A 20272-nucleotide genomic window follows, 5' to 3' on the forward strand; every position below is an offset into this window, starting at 1 on the left:
CCTCCCGACGCGCCACGGCGTGCCGGGAGGAACGGGCGGGGACGGTGGGATCAGAGCGCGTAGACGCCGGCCAGGTGCTCCCGCAGCGTGTCCTCACGCACCGGCCGGGCGCGGAACCCGACGTGCCCGTCGGGACGGACGACGTAGGCCGCCGTCCCCGCGCCGGTGATCCCGTAGGCCGCCCGGAAGCGGCCGTCCGGGTCGGTGAGCACCGGCAGCTCCACCAGCGGCGGGACGGCGGTGCCCGGCGCCAGCACCAGGTAGGGCCGCACCTGCCCCCGGGTGTCGCGCCGGACCGCCGCGGCCAGCTCCTCCAGCGCGCCGGTGTCGGTGGTGCCGTCCGCCGAGAGCAGCAGCGTGGCGTGCGTCCCGCGGGTGAGGTCGAAGACCCGCAGGTCGTGCGCGACGCCGAACCGGCGCAGCCCCGTCACGTCCGGCGCCCGGTGCCCCGGCTCCGGACCGCCGTCGAACCCGTCGCGCGCGCCCGGCCGGCCGGCGTCCTCGCCGACCAGCGGGCTGCCGGCGTAGTTCATGGTCATCTGCATCTCGAGCAGGAACTGCGCCTTCTCGTCCTCCATGTCCATCTCGTCGGTGAACGCGATGGCCACGGCCCGGTCGACGATCGCCTTGCCCGCGGGGCGCCGCTCGGCGTCGTAGCTGTCGAGCAGGCCGGGCGAGGCCTCCCCGCGGACGGCCAGCGCCAGCTTCCACGACAGGTTCCACGCGTCCTGGATGCCGGTGTTCATGCCCTGCCCGCCGGCCGGCGGGTGCAGGTGCGCGGCGTCGCCGGCCACGAACACCCGGCCCTCGCGGTACCGGTCGACGATGCCGTGCTTGATCCGGAAGATCGACGACCAGCGCAGGTTGCTCGCCGTCGTCCCGGCCGGACCGAGGTCGTCGATCGCGGCCTGGATGTCGGCCAGCCCCGGCGGGTCGTACTCCTTCCAGAACCCGGGCGGGACGACGCCGGTGCCGATCGTGTCCTGCAGCCGCTTGGGCGCCAGCGTGGCCACCCGGTAACGGTTCCGGCCGCGCAGCGGGACGCAGACCAGCATCCCGGTGAAGTCGCCGTCGTCCTCGATGCGCACCCAGCGCACCAGGTGCCCGGGCGGCATCTCCCAGTCGACGTCGACGTCGCCGAGCATGAACAGCTGCGGGAACATCGACAGCCCGCCCTCGAAGCGCAGCCCGAGCTGGGCGCGCACCGCGCTCGACGCGCCGTCGGCCCCGACCAGGTACGCCGCCCGCGCCGCCTCGACGTCGCCGGAGGAGTGGGTCAGTGTCGCGGTGACGCCCTCGTCGTCCTGGGTGAAACCGGTGAGCTCGACCCCGCGCTCGACCTCGACGCCGAGCGAGCGCAGCCGGCCGGTGAGGATGCGCTCGGTCTCGTACTGGGGGAGGCCGAGGTGGGCGTAGGGCAGCTCCTCCAGCCCCGACCAGTCGACCTGGTGGGTCCGCTTCCCGTTGACGAACACCGTCTGGCCGTAGAGCCAGCTGCCGGCGTCCATGGCCTCGGTGACGACGCCCTGGTCCTCCCAGATCTCCATCGTCCGGCAGTGGATGCCGATCGCCCTGTCCGCCTGGGTGGAGGCCTCCGGCCGCTTGTCGACGACGCGGACGGCGACGCCGCGGCGGGCCAGCTCGATGCCGGCGGTCAGCCCGGCCGGGCCGGCGCCGACGACCAGCACCTCCGACGCCGCCCGGGTGCGGGCGGCCGGCGGCGCCGGCACGGGGGAGGGCAGCGAGCCGAGGTCGATCGGCGCGGTGACCGGCTCGGACACCGCCGCCCGCGGGGCAGGCACCTCGGCCGGGGCCTCCACCGGAGCCGGAGCCGGAGCCGCCGCCGGGGCCGCGGGCGCCGCCGTGGCGGGAGCGGGAGCCGGGACCGGGGGCGCGGCGGCGGCCCGGATCCCGCGCACGCCGGCCTCCTGCGGGCGGAACCGGATCTCGTAGAGCTTGCGCTGGAAGAACACCGACAGCCAGCGGATCAGCGGCCCGCTCTGGTCGGCGTGGGAGGGGTCCTCCACCCAGTTGCGGAAGTCCTCGTCGGACTCCCACTCGGCGAAGATGTGGTAGAGGTCGGAGTCGGGCTCGCGGAGCAGCTCCTCGCGGATCAGGCCCTTCGTCCCGCGCAGCCGGTCGGTGACGATGGCGTAGGCCCGCTCGAACGCCTCCTCCTCGCCGGGCGCCACCTTCGTGCTGATGTCCACCCGCACGTGCGAGGCCTGCTCGCCGCCGGTGATCCCGTAGAGCACCTCGAACGTGCTGCGGTCGGCGTCCTCGCGCAGGTCGCGCAGTGCAGCGGTGAGCGTCTCCCGGGCCTCCGACCGGCCGAAGCCGTCCACCGCCGCCCGGTCGGCCCAGTCGGCGGCGACGAGGAAGGTGCGCGGGTCGGCGGCGTCGCGCAGCAGCTCCTGCCGCACGTTGCCCGGCACGGTCGCGATCTGCGCGGCCGCCTCCCGCCACGCCTCCTCGAACGCCTGCTCGCAGCCCTCCCGCACGCGCATCCGCAGCAGGGTGCGCACCGCGCCGTCGTGCGTGGTGGCCGGCCGCTCCTCCAGGGTCGTCATGACGTGGGTCCTCCCGCGGGTCGGCGCAGCACCAGGCTGCTGTTGAAGCCGCCGGCGCCCCGCGCGAGGACGACAACGGTGGACAGGTCCCGCACGCGCCCGGCGGTGACCAGGTCGACCCCGGCCGGCGCCTCGACCGGGTCGGTGAGGAAGGCGGTGCCGGGCACGATCCCGTCCCGCATCGCGAGCAGCGCCGTCGCGACGTCGAGCGCCGACCCGCCGGCCATCAGCCGCCCGGTGAACGACGACGGCGCGGTCACCGGCACCGGGGTCGTGCGCCCGCCGAACACCGCGCCGAGCGCCTCGAGCTCGAGCCGGTCGAGCTCCGGCACGCCGGCACCGTCGGCGATGACCAGGTCCACCTCGTCCGGCGAGACGTCGGCGTCGGCCAGCGACAGCCGGATCGCCCGCGCGTACTGGACGGCGTCGGGAGCCGGGTCCTCGTGGTGGTGGGCGTCGTGCGTGGCCGCGTAGCCGGCCACCTCGCCCCACACCTTCGTCGCCCCGCGGGCGGCGGCCGCCCCGGGCTCCTCCAGCAGCAGGATCGCCCCGCCCTCGCCGACGACGTGCCCGTCGGCCCGCCGGTCGAAGGGCAGGTAGGCGTCCTCGGGGCGCTGCGCCGACGACAGCCGCCCGCCGGTGGCCTGGCAGAGCACCGCGTACGGGCACAGGCCCGCCTCGGTGCCGCCGACCAGCACCGCGGGCGTGCCGCGGCGGGCCACCCGCCGGGCCCAGCCGATGCTGTCCAGCCCTCCGGCGCCCTCGCTGACGACGACGCCTGAGGGCCCCTTGAACCCGTCGCGGATGGACACCTGTCCGGTCGAGGCCGCGTAGAACCAGGCGATCGACTGGTAGGCGCCCACCGACCGCGGCCCCTTCGCCCACAGCCCCTGGATCTCGTGCTGGCTGAACTCGTTGCCGCCCGAGCCCGAGGCCAGGAACACCGACGTCGCGTAGACGTCCTCCGGCGCGGTGTAGCCGGCGTCCTCGGCGGCCAGCGTGGCGGCGGCCAGGGACATCCACGTCCACCGGTCGGTCTGCACCATGAGCTGCGGCGACACGTGGTCGGCCGGGACGAAGTCGCGCACCTGCCCGGCCAGCGGGACGCCGTAGCGCTCGGAGTCGAAGCCCTCGACCGGCCGGATCGCCGGCTCCCCGCGGACCAGCGACGCCCAGTGCTCCTCGACGCCGACCCCGGTGGGGGCGACGACGCCGATCCCGGTGACCAGCAGCCCCGTCACGACTCCCTCCGCGTGGGTGCGGCCAGCACGATCGCCGACTGGAACCCGCCGAACCCGCTGCCCACCGAGATGGCGACGTCGACCTTCTGCTCGCGGGCCGTCCGCGGCACGTAGTCGAGGTCGCACTCGGGGTCGGGCACCTCGTAGTTCGCCGTCGGCGGCAGCACGCCGCGCTGCACCGCGAGCGCCGTGGCGGCCACCTCGATCGCCCCGATCGCGCCGAGCGAGTGCCCGACCATCGACTTGATCGAGCTCATCGCCACCCGTCCGGCGGCCGGGCCGAGGCTCTTCTTCACCGCCGCCGTCTCGTGCCGGTCGTTCTGCTTGGTGCCCGAGCCGTGCGCGTTGACGTAGCCGACCTCGTCGGGGTCGGTGCGGCCCTGGCCGAGCGCGACGGTGATCGCCTCGGCCATCTCGGTGCCGTCGGGCTTCAGCCCGGTCATGTGGAAGGCGTTGCAGCGGTTGGCGTAGCCGGTGACCTCGCAGTACACCTCCGCGCCGCGCGCGCGGGCGCGGCCGAGCTCCTCGAGCACCAGCACCGCCGCGCCCTCGCCCATGACGAACCCGTTGCGCCGCGCGTCGAACGGCTTGGACGCGTGCTCGGGGTCGTCGTTGCTGTCGGTGGTGGCCCGGATGGTGTCGAAGCAGGCCATCGAGATCGGCGAGATCGGCGCGTCGCTGGCCCCGGCGATCACGACGTCGGCGTCGCCGTCCTCCACCAGCTGCGCGCCGTAGCCGACGGCGTCGATGCCCGACGTGCAGCCGGTGGACACCACGGTCGCGGGCCCGTGCGCGCCGAAGCGCACCGCGAGCTCCGTGGCGCCGCAGCTCGGCACCAGCGCGGAGGCGAGGAACCGGGAGGCGTAGCGGGGGTCGACCTCCCACAGCCGGCCGGCGTCGCTGACCGACACGTACTCCTGCTCCAGCCGCATCGTCGCCCCGACGGCGCTGCCCAGCGTCACGCCGACCCGGTCGGGGTCGGGCCCGTCGTCGGCACCGAACGCCAGCCCGCTGTCGGCCACCGCCTCGTCGGCGGCGACCATCGCCATCTGCACGAAGCGGTCGGTGCGGAACACCTCCTGGGCGGTGAGCCCCAGCCTGCGCCCGTCGAAGTCGACCTCCGCAGCCACCTGCGAGCGGAAGCGCGCCGGGTCGAAGAAGGTGATGCGGCGGGTCGCCGTCCGGCCCGCGGTGATCATGTCCCAGAAGCCCTCGCGGCCCATCGACCCGGGGGCGACCACCCCGATCCCGGTGACGACGACCCGCCGCCGGCCGGTGCTCACCGCACGCCCGGCGGCAGCTCGGTGTCCACGTGGCCGAGCTCGGGCCGCGGCGCGAGCGGGCCGCACAGGAAGACGAACTCGGCCGTCGTCGCGGAGTCGTTCTCGATCCGGTGCCGCACCCCGATCGGGATGTGCACCGCCGACTCCGCGACCAGCCGCCGCGGCTCGCCGTCGAGGGTGACCAGGACGTCACCCGTCTGGCAGTAGAGGAACTCCTCCGAGTAGGGGTGCCAGTGCTCGGTCACCACCTCGCCGGGCTGCAGGGTCAGCGTCCCCATGAAGCCGGCGGTGGAGCCGACGCTGGCCGGGGACAGCAGCACGCGGATGTCCCCGCCGCGCCGGCGGTTGGGCGGGGTGTCGGCGCGGGAGACGGTGGGGCCGCACCGCGTCGGCGTGGCCGGCGCGTGCTGGATGGTCGTCATGGTTCTCCTCGGTCAGGTCACGGAGCCCGCGAGCGCGGGACCGGGCACGGCGGCGGGGGCGGGCTGGAGGGGCCCGCTCACCAGACGGACGGGCAGCCCCGGGACGGTCTGGGCCGCCCACGGGCCGACCAGCGGCTCGGCGCCGATCTCGAGCAGCGCCGTCGCGCCCGTGCGGGCGAGCGCGTGCGCGGTGGCCTCCCACAGCACCGGCGCGGTGAGGTGGCGGCGCAGGGCCGCGGCCAGCCGGTCGGGGTCGCGGGTGGGCACGGGGTCGGCGTTGGGGACGACGGGCAGGGCGGGAGCCGACCAGTCGAGGTCGGCGAGCGCGGCGGCGAGGTGGTCGGCCACCGGGCGGACCAGCGCCCCGTGGCACGGCGCCCGGCCGGGCATCCGCACCAGCTCCAGCCCCGCCGCGCGGACCAGCTCGCCGGCGTGCGCGAGCTCGGCCCGCCCGCCGGCGAGCACCGCCCGCTCCGGCGCGTCGAGGGCGGCGATGCACAGCGGCCCGCCGGCCCCGGCGACCGCGACGGCGGCCGCCGCGATCGCCGCGGCACCCGGGCCGAGGACCGCGGCCTGCCCGGCACAGGAGGGCCGCGGGGCCAGCGAGAGGAGCTCGGCGCGCCAGTGCACCAGCTCCACCACCTGCTCCAGCGGCAGGGCGCCGGCGGCGGCGAGCGCGGCGAACTCGCCGACGCCGTGACCGGCCACCGCGACGGGCTCGAGGCCCCGGGCGGTGAGGCTGCGGAAGCCGGCGACCCCGGCCACGACCACCTCGAGGTGGGCCGCGACGGGGTCCGGTGCGGTCGCGGGATCCCGCCACCAGGCGGCGACGTCGCGGCCGACGACGGCGTCGACCCCGGCCACGGTGGCCGCGGCCACCGGGTCGGCCAGCCACGGGTCGACCATCCCGGGCCGGGAGCCGTCCTCGCCGGGGAGGACGACGGCCGGACCCCGCGCCGCGGTCACCCCTCGGTCCCGCGCGCGGTGCCGCTCGAGGTGGCGGCGGCCGCCTCCACCTTCTGCTTGATGACCGACATCTGGACCTTGCTGTTGGCGTCGATCCGGCGGGTCATGCCCTCGGTGTCGACCGGCGCCTCCGGCCGCATCCGGAAGTCCTGCACCCAGCGCATCCGGGTGCCGTCGCCCTCGGGCGTGTAGGTCCAGTGGATGTCCATGTGCTCGAACGGGCCCGGCTCCACGCGGCGGGCGCGCACCTCGCGCGCGGCCGGGTCGAGGGTCCGCTCGGACACCCAGCTCCACGTCCGCCCCGACTCGTCGGGGTGCATCGTCAGCCGGAACCGGAACCAGGTGTCGGTGGACTCCAGGATCTCCACCGAGCGGTACTCGGTGAACAGGTCCGGCCACGACGCGAGGTCGTTGGTCATGGCCCAGACGTGGTCGATGCCGGCGTCGATGACGATCTCGTTGTCGGTGTGCCCGACGGTGAGGGTCTGCCGGTTGTCGGTGGTGGTCATCGCGGGCGCCTACGCCGGCTGGGAGGCGGCCGCGCGGACGGTCTCGACGATCTCGCCGAAGGTGTACGCCTCCGGGTCGTCGTCGGGCATCGTCGTGCCGAAGCGGTCGTGCAGCTCGGTCTGCATGGACAGGAACGCCAGGGAGTCCAGGCCGACGTCGGCGAAGCGGGCGTCGGGGTCGGTGCTGTGCGCCTCCTGCGGCAGGCCCGCCTTCTCGGTGAGCAGCTGCATGAGGTCGGACTGGCTGAAGGGCATGACGGTGTCCTCCTCGGGACGGGGGTGCGGATCGGCCGGCACGGCGGGCTCGCCGTCCGGGACGAGGTGCAGGGGCCCGCGCAGGGCGGGCAGCGACGGTTCGGGGCACGCGGCGATCGCGGCGGCCCGCACCAGCAGGTCGGGCAGCCGGCGGTCGAGGAACTGGACGTCGTGCCGGTCGGCGCGCACGTCGGGGTCGCGCAGCAGGGCGCGGTGCAGGGCGGTGGTGGTGTGCACGCCCGGGCCCTCGACGCGCAGCTCGGCCAGCGCGCGGTCCATCCGGCGCAGCGCCTGCTCGCGGTCGGGCGCCCAGACGACGAGCTTGCCGAGCAGCGAGTCGTAGTGCGGGCTGACCTCGTCGCCCTGCCGGTAGCCGGTGTCGAAGCGGGTCCAGGGGCCGTCGGGCACGCGCAGCACGTCGAGCCGGCCGGGTGCGGGGGCGAAGCCGCGGGCCGGGTCCTCGGCGTTGATCCGGCACTCCACCGCGGCGCCGCGCACGACGACGTCCTCCTGCCGCAGCCGCAGCGGCTCCCCGCCGGCCACCAGCAGCTGCTCGCGCACCAGGTCGACGCCGGTGAGCAGCTCGGTCACCGGGTGCTCGACCTGGATGCGGGCGTTCATCTCCATGAAGTACGCGCGCCCGGCGTCGTCGACGAGGAACTCCACGGTGCCGGCACCGGTGTAGCCGACCGACAGCGCGCCGCGGACCGCCATCTCGCCGAGCGCGGCCCGCTGCTCCGGCGTCAGGTGCCCGGCCGGGCCCTCCTCGAGCAGCTTCTGGTGGCGGCGCTGCAGCGAGCAGTCCCGCTCGCCGAGGTACACCCCGGCGCCGTGCTGGTCGCACAGCACCTGCACCTCGACATGCCGGGCGCCGGAGAGGTAGCGCTCGACGTAGACGGCGGGGTCGCGGAACACCGCCCGCGCGACGGTGCGGGTGGTGGCGAAGGCCTCGGCGAAGTCGGCCGGGTCGCGCACCACGGTCATGCCGCGCCCGCCGCCGCCGGCCGCGGCCTTGATGATCACCGGGTAGCCGATCTCGTCGGCGACGGCCTGCCCCTCCTCGGCGGTGCGCACCGGGTCGACGACGCCGGGCAGCAGCGGCAGCCCCGCCGCGGCCATGAGCCGCCGCGCCGTCGCCTTGTTGCCCACCTGCTGCATGACCTCCGGCGGCGGGCCGACGAAGGTCAGCCCCTCGGTCTCGCAGATCTCGGCGAAGTCGGGGTCCTCGGAGAGGAAGCCGTAGCCGGGGTGGACGGCGTCGGCGCCGCTGCGCAGCGCCGCCTCCACGACGTTGGGCACGTGCAGGTAGCTCGCCCGCGGGGCGGGCGGGCCGATGTGCACGGCCTCGTCGGCCATCTCGACGACGGCCGAGCGCCGGTCGGCGGTGGAGTGGACGGCGACCACCTCGATGCCGAGTTCCCGGCAGGCGCGGGCGACCCGGACGGCGATCTCGCCCCGGTTGGCGATGAGCAGCCGGCCGATCACCGGGCGCCCCCGGGCGGCGGCCGCAGCAGCAGCAGGACCTGGTCGTACTCGACCGACTCCGCGTCCCCGGCGCGGATCTCGGCGACCACCCCGGCGGCGTCGGCGAGGATCGGGTTCATCAGCTTCATCGCCTCGACGATCCCGAGCGTCTGGCCGGCCTCCACCTCGTCGCCGACCCGCACGAACGGCTCGGCGCCGGGGGAGGGGGCGGCGTAGAAGGTGCCCACCAGCGGCGCGCGGACGGCGACCGTGCCCTCCGGCACCTCCGGCTCCGGCCCGGGGTCGGCCGGCGCGGGGGCGACGGCGGTCAGCCCGCCGGGCTGCGGCGCCGGTGCGGGGGCCGCGGCGGGCGCCGGCGTGCCGGCCCACTCGACCTCCACCGCCCGGTCGCCGCTGCGCACGGTCAGCCGGCGCAGCGGTCCGGGCAGCGCGCGGGCGAGGTCGACGACCTCCTCGTGCAGCGGGCGGGACTCGCCCGCCCCGCCGTCGGCCCGCGGCGGCAGCTCAGCGGGCCGCACGTCCGTCACCCCCCGGGGCGACCACGCGCAACGGCCGGGCGTCCTCGCCGCCGATCCGCGACAGCCGCGCGGCGCGCCGGGCCAGCAGCGTGCCGACGTCGAGCCGGCACAGCTCGTCGAGCTCGGCGGCCAGCGCCTCGCGGACCAGCCGGGTGGCCTCCGCGGGGTCGGCGTGCGCCCCGCCGGGCGGCTCGGGCACCACCGCGGTGGCGATGCCGCTGGCCAGCAGGTGACCGGCGCCCAGCCGCATCGCGCGGGCGGCGGCCGGGGCGGCGGACGCCGTCCGCCACAGGATCGCCGCGCAGCCCTCGGGGCTGATCACCGACAGGTAGGCGTTCTCGCTGACCAGCAGCGAGTCCGAGGTGCACAGCGCCAGCGCGCCGCCGCTGCCGCCCTCGCCGGTGAGGACGGCGACCACCGGCACCCGCAGCCGGCTGCTGCGCATGATCGTCTCGGCGATGGCGTGCGACTGGCCGCGCTCCTCGGCCTCCGGGCCCGGGTGGGCGCCGGGGGTGTCGACGAGGGTGACCACCGGCAGGCCCGCGGCCTCGGCGTGCGCCATGAGCCGCATCGCCTTGCGGTAGCCCTCGGGGTGCGGCATGCCGAAGTTGCGGGTCACCCGCTCGCGCACCGTGTGGCCCTTCTCGTGGCCGATCACCACCACGGTGCGGCCGCCGAGGGACGCGACGCCCCCGACGACGGCCGCGTCGTCGGCGTGCGTGCGGTCCCCGTGCAGCTCGACGAAGTCGTCGAACCCGGCGAGGTGGTCCAGCGTCGTCGGCCGCTCGGCCACCCGCGCCCGCTGGACGACGTCCCACGGGTCGGCCTCGCGCAGGACCGGCGCGGGGGCGGCGGCCGGGGCGGGCGCGTCCGGCTCGGGTCGGGCGTGCAGGCGCAGCAGCCGGCCCAGCAGCGGGCGCAGCTCGGCCCGCCCCTCCACCCGGTCGACCAGCCCGTGGGCCAGCAGGAACTCCGCCGTCTGGAAGTCGCCGGGCAGCTCGGCGCGGATGGTCTCCTGCACCACCCGGGGCCCGGCGAACCCGACGTGCGCGCCGCGCTCGGCGACCAGGACGGTGGCCAGCGTGGCGAACGACGCCGACACCCCGCCGTACGTGGGGTCGGTCAGGACGCACACCGACAGCAGCCCGGCCTCGCGCAGCCGGGCGTAGGCCTGCCCGGCGCGCGCCATCTGGAACAGCGAGAGGACGCCCTCCTGCATGCGGGCGCCGCCGCTGGCGCACACGGTGACCAGCGGCAGCCGCTGCTCCACCGCCAGGTCGGCCGCGGCGCTGACCCGCCGGCCCACCTCCACGCCCATGCTGCCGCCGAGGAAGCCGAAGTCCATCGCGGCCAGCACCACCGCGGTGCCGCCGATGCGCGCGGTGCCGGTGACGACGGCCTCGGTCTCCCCGGACCGGACCGCGGCCTCCGCCAGCCGGTCGGGGTAGTCACGCAGGTCGCTGAACGCCAGCGGGTCCGCCGGCCCCGGCGGGCAGGCCCGCTCGGTGAAGGACCCGGCGTCGGCCAGCAGCTCGATCCGCGCCCGCGCGCCCAGCCGCAGGTGGTGGTCGCACTCGGGGCAGACCGACAGGTTGCGCTCGAGCCGCTTGCGGTAGAGCAGCCAGCCGCAGCCCGGGCAGCTCACCCAGTCCGCGGCGCGCGGGGCCGCGTCCGGGCGGCGCGCCGGGGTGGTCGCGGTCACGGCCGGTCCGCCGACCACTCGTAGAAGCGCCGCGCCATCGCGTCCTGCGGCGAGCGCCAGCCCGGGTCGTAGGCGGCGATGTAGGGCCGCAGCTCCTCGCTGACCGACCGGAAGGCCGGCAGCCCCTGGGCCACCCGCATCGCCTCGGCCGGCGGGCGGTCGAACTCGATGAGGTGCACGTAGAGCTCGTGGAACGTGAACAACGAGCGGTGCCGCACCCCGATCTCGTGCGGCATCGACGTCGCGTCGGACCGGGCGAAGACGTCGGCGACGCGCTCGGCGTCGGCCGGGGTCATCCTCGCGATGATCATCGTCTGGTGCACGGGCACTCCAGCGTCGCTGCGGGCCGGCCGCGGACGGGCCGGCCGGGGGCGGATGCCGGGCGACGCTAGGACCGCGCGCCGGGCCCGGGCACCGGCCACGGGTCGGGTTTCGCGCGCCCGCCCGGCGGTGGAGGGGGCCGGTCGCCGGGGCGGGCGCTCGGAGGAGGGGTCGCCCGCGCCTCGCGGTCCAGCGCCGGGGGAGCGGTGCGCACCCGCCCTGCGGCCCGCGCGGACCGCGACCCGGGTATGAAACGCCGCCCGGTGCACGCCCGGCGGGCGTGGCGGTTGTGGCGGACCGTCCCGTTCCGTCGCTAGCGTCCGGGCCCGGCGACAGGCGCGGGGGCACCCGACCGAGCGGAGCGGACGCATGGGCGGCGAACCGGACAGCGGGGTCCTCGGGCCCCTGGGGGCGTCCTCTCCCGACGGGGCCCCGGCCTCGGTCCTCGTCTGCGACGACCACGAGGTGCTGCGGCACGGGCTGCGCGCGGTGCTGCGCTGGGCGCCCGACCTGCACGTCGTCGCCGAGGCCGGGGACGCCGGGGAGGCCCTGGCGCTGGCCGCCGACCTGCGGCCGGAGGTCACCCTCGTGGGCCTGGGCACCGGCGGCCAGGGCATCCCCGAGCTGGTGCGGGCGCTCACCGCGACCGGCACGCACGTCCTGCTGCTCGGCGAGGCCGGCAGCACCGGCGACCTGGTGGAGGCGCTGCGGGCCGGGGTGCGGGGCTACCTGCACACGACGGTGAGCTCCGACCGGCTGGTCGAGGGCGTCCGCGCGGTGCTGCGCGGGGAGACCCTCCTCGACGCGGCCGTGACCGGGGAGCTGCTGACCCGCCTCGACGGCGCCCGCCCCGGCACCCTCGGACCCGGCGGCCACAACCCGCTGACCGCCCGGCAGCAGGCGGTGTCGGAGCTGGTGGCCGAGGGGCTGACCAACGCCGAGATCGCCACCCGGCTGCAGGTCAGCCGCGCGACGGTGAAGGGCCACATCACCGTCGCCCTGCGCCGGCTGGGCCTGCGCGACCGCACCCAGCTGGCCATCCACGTCAACCGCGTCGCGCGCCCGGGGCCGGGCTGGGAGGCCGGGCCCGTCGGCGGCTGAGTTCCGTGGTCGTGTCGTCACGCAGCGTGCGGGGCGGGCCAGCGGCCCCGGAGAGTCGCGCGGCTCCCTGGCAACTGCCTGGACGCCCGCTGTGACCACGAGCACGATCCGGTCCGCACGGGGGTGATGCAGGACTGTTCAGGCTGGTCCGTCCCGACGGGCGGATCCGGTCGGACCGGAGATCCCGGTCCCCGGAGCCGGTCGCCGGCCGGACAGGGGGGAACGACATGGCCGACGACGTCCCGATCCGGCCGGGCCCACGTGTGCACCGGCCGCACGGACCGACCGCCTCCGCACCCGGCGGTGCCGCACCGCCGCGCCCGAGACCGGCGCCGCGGCCCGTCCGGCCGCAGCTCGCCCGTCCGCCGTCGCACCTGGTGCGGGTGCTGCTCTGCGAGGACCAGGAGGTCTTCCGGCTGGGCCTGCGGGTGGTGCTGGAGGCCCAGCCCGACATCGCCGTCGTCGCCGAGACCGCCTCGCTACCCGGCGCCCTGGCGGCCACCGCGCAGGTGCCCGCCCAGGTCGTCGTCGCCCGGCAGGGGCTGGTGGAGGGCACCACGCTGCCGCTGCTGCGCGACCTGTGCCGGCAGGGGACGGCGGTCCTCGTGCTCGCCGAGCCGCGCGAGGACCCCTGCGGCGACCTGGTCGAGGTGCTGCGCGCCGGGGTGCGCGGCTACCTGCCCCGGCGGGCGTGTGCCGCGCGGCTGGTCGAGGCCGTGCGCGCGCTGTCCCGCCACGAGCCGGCCATCGACTCCACGGCCACCAGCGAGCTGGTGCGCTACCTCGCCGAGCCCGGGGCGGCAGGCGGGCTGCCGCAGCGCCCGCTGGACCGGCTCACCGACCGGCAGCGCGAGGTGGCCGAGCTGGTGGCGCAGGGGCTGAGCAACGAGGAGATCGCCCGGCGGCTGTTCCTCAGCCTGGCCACCGTCAAGAGCCACCTGACGGCGTCCATGCGGCGGCTCGGGGTCCGCAGCCGCACGCAGCTGGCGATCCTGGTCAACCGGGACTCCTCACCCGCCGCGTGACGGGCCGGCCCGCCGCGGCCTCAGGTGAGGTCGCGGCGGGTCAGCAGCAGCGCGGTGAGCGCGGTGGCGGCGGCGAGGAAGGCGGCCAGCACCCAGGCGGCCTGCCCGCCGTCGACCACCGCGACGACGCCGGGCGTGCGCACGTCGCCCCCGGCCAGCGCGGCCACCAGCGAGCCCGCGTTCACCCCGGGCAGCCCGCGCTGCAGGGCGTCGAAGAACCCGAGCAGCGGCGCGGCCACGTTGACCACCAGGCTCTCGACGGCGAGCACCCACACCAGGCCCAGCCCGATGGCCAGCGCGGTGCCGCGCAGCGCCGTCCCGAGCAGCACACCCAGGGCGCCCCAGGTGGTGGCCACGAGCAGGCCGCCGCCGAACCCGCGCGCCAGCTCGCCGGCGCCCGGCCAGTCGGCGGGTGCGGACTCCGCCCCGGCGATCGCGGCGCTGACGGCGGCGGTGAGCGCGAAGCTCACCACCACGGTGGCGGCGAGCACTGCCACCAGTGCGAGCAACTGACCGGCGAGCACGGTGGTGCGCCGCGGGCCCTGCCCCAGCAGGCTCTTGAGCGTCCCCCAGCCGTACTCGCTGCCGGCGAGCAGCGCGCCGAGGGTGAGCAGCAGCGCGCCCCCGAAGAGCGGCAGCCCCGACAGGGCGTTGGCCACCAGCCGGTCGGGCAGCGTGCTGGTCAGGACCTGTTCCGGCGGGATGCCCTCGAAGGACGACCCCCGCGTGTAGCTGATGTAGGGGATGACCAGGCTGAAAACCAGCTGCAGGGCCGGCCACAGGCCCAGCAGCACCCAGGTGGCCGGCCGGCGGCGCAGCTTGAGGAGCTCCGCGCCCACGATCGCCGGGAGCGACCCAGACGAGCGGGCCGGACGGGCGCCCGGCGCGGCAACGGCGGCGCTCACCGGGCGCCCCGGCCGACCCGGCGCGGGCGCCGTCCCGGGGTCTCCGCCGGTGGCGGGTCGCCGGGCTCGGTGAGCTGGAGGAAGACCTCCTCGAGCGTGCGCGCCTCCTGCCGCAGCCCGGTGACGTCGACCCCGGCGGTGACCAGCGCGCGGTTGACCGCCGCGGTCTCCCCGGGCGCGGCCTGCAGGTGCAGGGCGCCGTCGACGACGGAGACGCGGTCGGCGCCGAGCAGCCGGCCGGCGACCGCCACGGCGGTCTCCAGCGGGTCGGCGTCGACCACCAGCCGGCCGAGCCCCCGCAGCTCCTCGACGCTGCTCTCCACCAGCAGCCGGCCGGAGGCGACCACGGCCACCCGGTCGCAGATCTGCTCCACCTCGCCGAGCAGGTGGCTGGAGAGCACCACCGTGCGGCCCTCGGCGGCGAGGCGGCGCAGCAGCGTGCGCACCTCGCTGATGCCGGCCGGGTCCAGGCCGTTGGTGGGCTCGTCGAGGACCACCAGCGCCGGGTCCTTGAGCAGGGCCGCGGCGATGCCGAGGCGCTGCTTCATGCCGAGCGAGTAGGTGCTGAAGCGGTCGCCGGCGCGGTCGGTGAGGTCGACGGTGTCGAGCACCGCGGCGATCCGGCCGGGCCCGACGCCGGCGTAGCGCGCGAGTACCCGCAGGTTGTCCCGCCCGGACAGGTACGGGTAGAGCCCCGGCCCCTCGACCAGCGCGCCGACCTGCGCCACGGAGGTGCCGGCGGGCCGGCCGAGCACGGTGGCCGAGCCGCTGGTGGGCCGCACCAGGCCGAGCAGCATGCGCAGCGTCGTCGTCTTGCCCGCCCCGTTGGGGCCGAGGAAGCCGAAGACCTCGCCCCGGCGCACCTGCAGCGACAGGGCGTCGACGACGGTGCGCTGCCCGTAGCGCTTGGTCAGGCGGTCGGTGGTGACCACCGGCTCGGCGTCGGGGGTGCGGGGGCTCGGCGGGGCCGGCGCAGGACGCTGCCCGACGGTCCCCGTGGCGGTCTGCATGGCCGGAGACTGCCCGGACCCGCCCGCGCTGTCGACGCCGCGGATGGAGGACGGTCCGGTTCCGACCCCGGGTGTGCGACCTGGGTCGCGGGTGCCCGCCCCGGGGTGGACGGCGGCCTGCTCCGGCGGTCGCGCGGGCTCCGACCGGAGCCGGTCGTACGACCTCGGGCGGGCGCACGTTCATACCCGCGGCCGCTTGGACCCCGGTGGACCCACAGGGAAGGTGTGGCCCGTTGCCAGGCACCTCACAGGTTCCGCCGGTGGGCGTCCCGTCCGCCGCGACCGCACTCACGGGAGAGGGCGACCCATGGACGCGACCACGACGACGAGACCGCGGTCCCGCGGCCGGGCGGTGCGCGCCCTGGCCGTCTCGGGGGCCGGGGCACTGCTGCTGGCGGCACTCCCCGGGGTGGCGTCCGCCGAGGGCGGGGGTGGGCGCACCTGGGACGTGCACCCCGGCCAGTCCATCCAGGCGGCCGTCGACGCGGCCCGCTCGGGGGACACGATCCGGATCGCACCGGGCACGTACACCGAGGCGGTCTGCATCGAGAACAAGGGCCTGACCATCCAGGGCGCCGGCCGCGAGCGGACGGTCATCCGCTGGGACCGCGGCGCCGTCCCGACCTCGGGCATCCCGTGCTGGCAGGCGACCGATGACGCCGACGCCGAGGACGAGGCGGAGGAGGACCCGGACAACCCGCTGGGCGACAACGTCTCCGCGTTCTTCTTCCTCGACCCCGACAAGCCGGTCACCGTCCGCGACCTGCAGACCGTCGACCACACCGCCAACGGGATCTCGGCCTGGCACGCCGACGGGTTCACCGTCACCGGGACCAAGGGTGTGGGCCACGACCGGTACGGGATCATCGCCGGCAACTCGCGGAACATCCACATCGTCGGGAACGTCGAGCAGGGCGTCGACCGGACGGAGGAGGACGAGGACGGGCTCGACGACGAGGGCAACCCGCTTCCGCCCAACTCGGGCACCGCGGGCATCTCGGTCGGTGACTCGGCCGACTCGCGGTCGTTCATCGCGGCCAACCGGGTGCGCGGCTACAACCTCGGGATCTTCCTGCGGGAGTCCAGCGGCGGCCGGGTGGACGCCAACCACCTGAGCGGCAACTGCATCGGCATCCTGACCTTCGACGACGCCGCGACCGAGATCCCCGGGTCCCCGGCCAACGTCGAGGGCGGCGACTGGCGCATCTCGGCCAACGTGTCCACCGCGAACAACCGGTGGTGCCTGCAGGGACGTCAGGGGGACCAGCGGATCTCCGGCGTCGGGATGGCCGTGGTCAACGCCGCGAACGTGAAACTGACCGCCAACGTCCTCAGGGACAACAACCCGACGATCCCGCCGGACTACTTCGTCCCGGACATGGCCCCGGCGCTGACCTTCCCCTCGGCCGGGCTGACGCTGCTCACCTTCGCGCCGCCGGAGGGGACCGACCCCAACCCCGCGGACGACGCGCCCGGTCTGCTGACCGACATCAGCGTCAAGGCGAACTGGTTCGGCGACAACCGGGCGGTGGTCCCGACCGGGGCCGCACCGCCTGCGCCGCCCACGGTGACGCTGCAGATGGACATCTTCGTCGGATCGCCGTCGCCGCAGACGCCGTTCTTCGGTCCGACCGGCCCGATCGACGTCCGGCACAACCGTTGCGACGCCAGTGTCCCGCCGCAGTTCTGCGGGGAGCCCTACCCGGTCTGACGCTCACCGCCCGAGGGCGGTCCCGGCACCCGCCGGGGCCGCCCTCGGCGCGTGTCCGGGCCCGTGCGGGGGTGAGAACGCGTCCAGGGCGGTCCCGGCACCGGCCGGGACCGCCCTGGACGGGACGTCGTCTAGCGCCGGCGGCCGAGCAGCCAGCCGACGAGGACGCCGAGCAGCGTGAGCCCGGTGCCGCCCAGCGCGCCGACGGCGAGCGTCTGCAGGTCCGACGACGGCCCCGCGGCCGCCGCGGGGGCCCTGCGGAACACCTGCGGCTCCGGCGCGGAGGGCGCTCCCGCGGGAACGCTCGAAGGCGCCGCGTCGGTCGAGCTCACCGCCGCCGACGACGCGCGGGCCGCGGCCGGCGCGGTCTCCACCGGCGCGCCCGAGGTCAGCTCGCCGTCGATCGCGGCGAAGAACTGCCCGGCCATCCGCTTGGCGACGCCGCTGATCATCCGCTGGCCCACGCCCGCGACCGGCCCGCCCACGACGGCGTCGGCCGAGTACGTCAGCGTGGTCCCCTCGTCGGTGGGCTCGAGGGTGATCGTGACCTTCGCCCGCACGTTGCCCGGCGCGCCCGCGCCCGAGGCGTGCATGACGTAGGACGACGGCCGCTGCTGGTCGGTCAGCCGCACCTCGCCGGCGTAGGTGCCGCGGATCGCGCCGACCCCCACCGCGACGTCCATCCGGTACTCGTCCTCGCCGGTCCTCTCCAGCGACTCGCAGCCGGGGATCGTCCGGGCGAGCACCGCCGGGTCGGTGATGACCGTCCAGACCTCCTCGGGCGTGCCGTGCAGCACCGCCGAGCCGTCGAGGTTCACGCGGGGACTCCCGTCTGGAGGGACGCCTGCGTCCGCTCCGCCGTCTCGTTCCTCATCAGGTCGTACAGCTCGGTGGGGGAGATCGGCATCGACGTGATCCGCCGGCCCACCGCGTCCTCGATCGCCGAGGCGATCGCCGCCGTCCCGGGGATCACCCCGGCCTCCCCGGCGCCCTTGATCCCCAGCGGGTTGAGCGGCGAGGGCGTCTCCTGGTGGTCGATCGCGATGTCGGGCACCTCGGAGGCGTAGGGCATGAGGAAGTCCATGAACGACGCGTTCTGCAGCTGCCCGTCGGCGTCGTAGGCCATCCGCTCGTACAGCGCCCCGCCCACGCCCTGGGCGACGCCGCCGTGCACCTGACCCTCGACGATCATCGGGTTCACCACGTTGCCGCAGTCGTGCACGACCGCGTACCGGACGACGTCGATCTCCCACGTGGCCGGGTCGATCTCCACGACGGCGGCGTGCGCGCCCGAGGCGAACGTCGAGCGGATCGGCGAGTAGTAGTCGCGGTGCTCCAGGCCCGGCGCGTCGCCCTCGGCCACCGGCGGCTTGTCGTCCGAGCCGGCCTTCGCGAACTGGGTGGCCTGCTTGGCCGCCTCGTCGAAGGCGTAGCGCAGCGGGTTGGACAGGACGGCGACCGTGCGCAGCGGGATCGACGCGCCCGGCGTGCCCTTGACCTGCACCAGGCCCTCGTCGATCTCGAGGTCCTCGGGGTTGGCCTCCAGCACGTCGGCGGCGATCCGGATCGCCTTCTCCCGCACCCCGCGGGCGGCCAGGGCGACGGCGTTGCCGCTCATCACCGCGGCGCGCGAGGCGAAGGTGCCGACGGCGTAGCCGAAGCGGCGGGTGTCGCCGGTGTGCACCTCGACGTCCTCGATCGGCACCCCGAGCTCCGAGGCGACGATCTGCGCGAACACCGTCTCGTGCCCCTGGCCCTGGGAGGTCAGGCCGGTGGAGACCAGCACCTTGCCGCTGCCGAGCACCTGCACGTGCCCGCCCTCGTAGGGGCCGGGGCCGGTGCCCTCGACGTAGAGCGCCATCCCGACGCCGAGCATCTTCCCGCGGGAACGCGCGTCGGCCCGCAGCGCCCCGGCCTCGTCCCAGCCCACGAGCGCCACGAGCTTGTCGAGCAGGCCCGGGTAGTCGCCCGAGTCGTAGATGACCGGCCGGCCGTCCTGGAACGTCAGGTGGTGGTCGTAGGGGAACTGGTCGGGCGTGATCAGGTTCCGCCGGCGCACCTCGGCGCGGTCGAGGCCGAGGTCGTCGGCGATGCGGTCCATCGTCCGCTCCATCGCGTAGCAGCCCTGCGGCCGCCCGGCGCCGCGGTAGGGCGTCACGATGACGGTGTTGGTGAAGACGCTCTCCACGACCACCCGGTACACCGGGATCGCGTACGGGCCGACCAGCTGGGTCGCCGTCACGATCGGCACGATGATCCCGTAGGGCGTGTAGGCGCCGTTGTCGTGCCACACGTGCACGTCGAGCGCGGTGATCCGGCCGTCGTCGTCGTACCCGACGGTGATCTCCTGCCGCTGCTGGCGCTCGTGGGCGCTGGAGATGAAGTGCTCGCGGCGGTCCTCGGCCCACTTGACCTCGCGGCCCAGCCGGATCGCCGCCATCGGCACCAGCAGCTCCTCGGGCCACGGGTGCACGATCTTGACGCCGAACCCGCCGCCGACGTCAGGGGCGATCACCTCGACGCGGTCCAGCGACAGCTCGAGCTTGGCGGCGATCGCCGCGCGCACCGACGTCGAGGCCTGGGTGCTCGAGTAGACGCGCAGGCTGGCGTCGTCGGCGTCCCAGCGGGCGTGCACGCCCTTGCCCTCCAGGGGCATGCAGGCGCTGCGCTCGATGTACTGCGTGAACGACAGGGTGTGCGGCGCGGCGGCCAGGGCCGGCTCGACGTCGCCGGTCTCCTGGTGGTGCCGCGCGGCGACGTTGTCGGGGACGTCCTCGTGGACGGCGGCGCGCGCCTCGCGGGCGGCGTCCACGCCGACGACGACCGGCAGCTCCTCGTAGGTGACGACGATCCGCTCGGCGGCGTCCTCGGCCACGTACCGGTCGGTGGCCACGACCATGACCACCGGCTCGCCGACGTGGTTCACCACGCCGTTGGCCAGCGGGTACCCGGTGCGCGGGGCGTGCAGCTGCGGGTGGGGGATGAGCACCGGCAGCGGCTCGGCCATCGGGCCGGTGAGGTCCTCGTAGGTGTAGACGGCGACCAGGCCCTCGACGTCGAGCGCGGCCTCCACGTCGACGTCGAGCACGCGGGCGTGCGCGTGCGGGCTGCGCACGAAGGCGGCGGCCAGCGCGCCGGCGCCGATGTCGTCGAGGTAGCGGCCCCGCCCGGTGATCAGCCGGGCGTCCTCGCGCCGGCGGACGGGCTCGCCGAACAGCTTGGTGGTCATGCTGCGTCCCCTGGGGCCG

The 20272-nt window shown here is 76.0% G+C and carries 17 protein-coding genes; 3 read left to right on the plus strand and 14 right to left on the minus strand.

Translation table 11 applies throughout. The features are described 5' to 3' along the window. Positions 1-50: 50 nt before the first annotated feature. The 10 genes from ACI78R_RS18510 to ACI78R_RS18555 are packed head-to-tail and all read right to left on the minus strand — an operon-like array spanning position 51 to position 11274. Positions 51-2570: an FAD-dependent monooxygenase gene (locus tag ACI78R_RS18510; RefSeq protein WP_457041817.1), complete on the minus strand. Its 2520-nt coding sequence runs from the start codon at positions 2568-2570 to the stop codon at positions 51-53. Next, a complete protein-coding gene (locus ACI78R_RS18515; RefSeq protein WP_457041818.1) occupies positions 2567-3811 on the minus strand; it encodes a beta-ketoacyl synthase N-terminal-like domain-containing protein in 1245 nt (414 codons plus the stop codon). The genes ACI78R_RS18510 and ACI78R_RS18515 overlap by 4 nt, the downstream gene beginning before the upstream one ends. Then, positions 3808-5094, minus strand: a complete 1287-nt coding sequence (locus ACI78R_RS18520; RefSeq protein ID WP_457041819.1) for a beta-ketoacyl-[acyl-carrier-protein] synthase family protein — start codon at positions 5092-5094, stop codon at positions 3808-3810. Before ACI78R_RS18520 ends, ACI78R_RS18515 begins: the two co-directional genes overlap by 4 nt. Continuing rightward, entirely contained in the window at positions 5091-5516 is a 426-nt protein-coding gene (locus ACI78R_RS18525) for a cupin domain-containing protein (RefSeq protein WP_457041820.1), read from the minus strand. The genes ACI78R_RS18520 and ACI78R_RS18525 overlap by 4 nt, the downstream gene beginning before the upstream one ends. Positions 5517-5528: 12 nt before the next feature. Further along, positions 5529-6482, minus strand: coding sequence for an ACP S-malonyltransferase (locus ACI78R_RS18530; RefSeq protein WP_457041821.1), 954 nt, complete (start codon positions 6480-6482; stop codon positions 5529-5531). After that, the gene (locus tag ACI78R_RS18535; RefSeq protein ID WP_457041822.1) at positions 6479-6991 is read right to left on the minus strand and encodes an SRPBCC family protein; all 513 of its coding nucleotides are present in this window, start codon (positions 6989-6991) and stop codon (positions 6479-6481) included. The genes ACI78R_RS18530 and ACI78R_RS18535 overlap by 4 nt, the downstream gene beginning before the upstream one ends. Before the next feature lie 9 nt (positions 6992-7000). Then, positions 7001-8731 carry an acetyl-CoA carboxylase biotin carboxylase subunit gene (locus ACI78R_RS18540; RefSeq protein WP_457041823.1) on the minus strand — a complete coding sequence of 577 codons (1731 nt, stop codon included), beginning with the start codon at positions 8729-8731 and terminating at the stop codon, positions 7001-7003. Beyond that, a complete protein-coding gene (accB, locus tag ACI78R_RS18545; protein WP_454555391.1) occupies positions 8728-9249 on the minus strand; it encodes an acetyl-CoA carboxylase biotin carboxyl carrier protein in 522 nt (173 codons plus the stop codon). Before accB ends, ACI78R_RS18540 begins: the two co-directional genes overlap by 4 nt. After that, entirely contained in the window at positions 9236-10951 is a 1716-nt protein-coding gene (gene accA / locus ACI78R_RS18550; RefSeq protein WP_457041824.1) for a carboxyltransferase subunit alpha, read from the minus strand. The genes accB and accA overlap by 14 nt, the downstream gene beginning before the upstream one ends. Beyond that, positions 10948-11274, minus strand: a complete 327-nt coding sequence (locus ACI78R_RS18555; RefSeq protein WP_073422207.1) for a TcmI family type II polyketide cyclase — start codon at positions 11272-11274, stop codon at positions 10948-10950. Before ACI78R_RS18555 ends, accA begins: the two co-directional genes overlap by 4 nt. Before the next feature lie 367 nt (positions 11275-11641). On the opposite strand from ACI78R_RS18555, the gene ACI78R_RS18560 reads away from it, so the two are divergent. Further along, positions 11642-12373, plus strand: coding sequence for a LuxR C-terminal-related transcriptional regulator (locus ACI78R_RS18560; protein WP_457041825.1), 732 nt, complete (start codon positions 11642-11644; stop codon positions 12371-12373). A 377-nt stretch (positions 12374-12750) separates the two neighbouring features. Further along, complete coding sequence (locus tag ACI78R_RS18565) at positions 12751-13398, plus strand: response regulator transcription factor (protein WP_073422264.1); 648 nt, start codon at positions 12751-12753, stop codon at positions 13396-13398. A gap of 20 nt (positions 13399-13418) precedes the next feature. Here ACI78R_RS18565 and ACI78R_RS18570 read toward each other — a convergent pair whose 3' ends face one another. Both ACI78R_RS18570 and ACI78R_RS18575 read right to left on the minus strand, forming a co-directional pair. Next, positions 13419-14237, minus strand: a complete 819-nt coding sequence (locus ACI78R_RS18570; RefSeq protein ID WP_457041826.1) for an ABC transporter permease subunit — start codon at positions 14235-14237, stop codon at positions 13419-13421. Between the two features lie 62 nt (positions 14238-14299). Continuing rightward, positions 14300-15313, minus strand: a complete 1014-nt coding sequence (locus tag ACI78R_RS18575; protein ID WP_457041827.1) for an ATP-binding cassette domain-containing protein — start codon at positions 15311-15313, stop codon at positions 14300-14302. 307 nt (positions 15314-15620) lie between these two features. Between ACI78R_RS18575 and ACI78R_RS18580 the strand changes: the two genes are divergently transcribed. Further along, positions 15621-17024 (plus strand): NosD domain-containing protein, encoded by a 1404-nt coding sequence (locus ACI78R_RS18580; RefSeq protein ID WP_457041828.1) that lies wholly within the window; start codon positions 15621-15623, stop codon positions 17022-17024. A 131-nt stretch (positions 17025-17155) separates the two neighbouring features. Here the strand turns inward: ACI78R_RS18580 and ACI78R_RS18585 are convergent, their stop codons facing one another. Both ACI78R_RS18585 and cutA read right to left on the minus strand, forming a co-directional pair. After that, positions 17156-17842, minus strand: a complete 687-nt coding sequence (locus ACI78R_RS18585) for an SRPBCC family protein (protein WP_457041829.1) — start codon at positions 17840-17842, stop codon at positions 17156-17158. Continuing rightward, a complete protein-coding gene (gene cutA / locus ACI78R_RS18590; RefSeq protein WP_457041830.1) occupies positions 17839-20253 on the minus strand; it encodes an aerobic carbon-monoxide dehydrogenase large subunit in 2415 nt (804 codons plus the stop codon). Before cutA ends, ACI78R_RS18585 begins: the two co-directional genes overlap by 4 nt. Positions 20254-20272 lie beyond the last annotated feature (19 nt).

Source organism: Geodermatophilus sp. SYSU D01106 (genome assembly GCF_054049995.1).

Coding starts and splice junctions, on each gene's coding strand:
- ACI78R_RS18510 (WP_457041817.1), bottom strand. CDS start 2,570: ATGACGACCCTGGAGGAGCGGCCGGCCACCACGCACGACGGCGCGGTG.
- ACI78R_RS18525 (WP_457041820.1), bottom strand. CDS start 5,516: ATGACGACCATCCAGCACGCGCCGGCCACGCCGACGCGGTGCGGCCCC.
- ACI78R_RS18535 (WP_457041822.1), bottom strand. CDS start 6,991: ATGACCACCACCGACAACCGGCAGACCCTCACCGTCGGGCACACCGAC.
- cutA (WP_457041830.1), bottom strand. CDS start 20,253: ATGACCACCAAGCTGTTCGGCGAGCCCGTCCGCCGGCGCGAGGACGCC.
- ACI78R_RS18580 (WP_457041828.1), top strand. CDS start 15,621: ATGGACGCGACCACGACGACGAGACCGCGGTCCCGCGGCCGGGCGGTG.
- ACI78R_RS18560 (WP_457041825.1), top strand. CDS start 11,642: ATGGGCGGCGAACCGGACAGCGGGGTCCTCGGGCCCCTGGGGGCGTCC.
- ACI78R_RS18575 (WP_457041827.1), bottom strand. CDS start 15,313: ATGCAGACCGCCACGGGGACCGTCGGGCAGCGTCCTGCGCCGGCCCCG.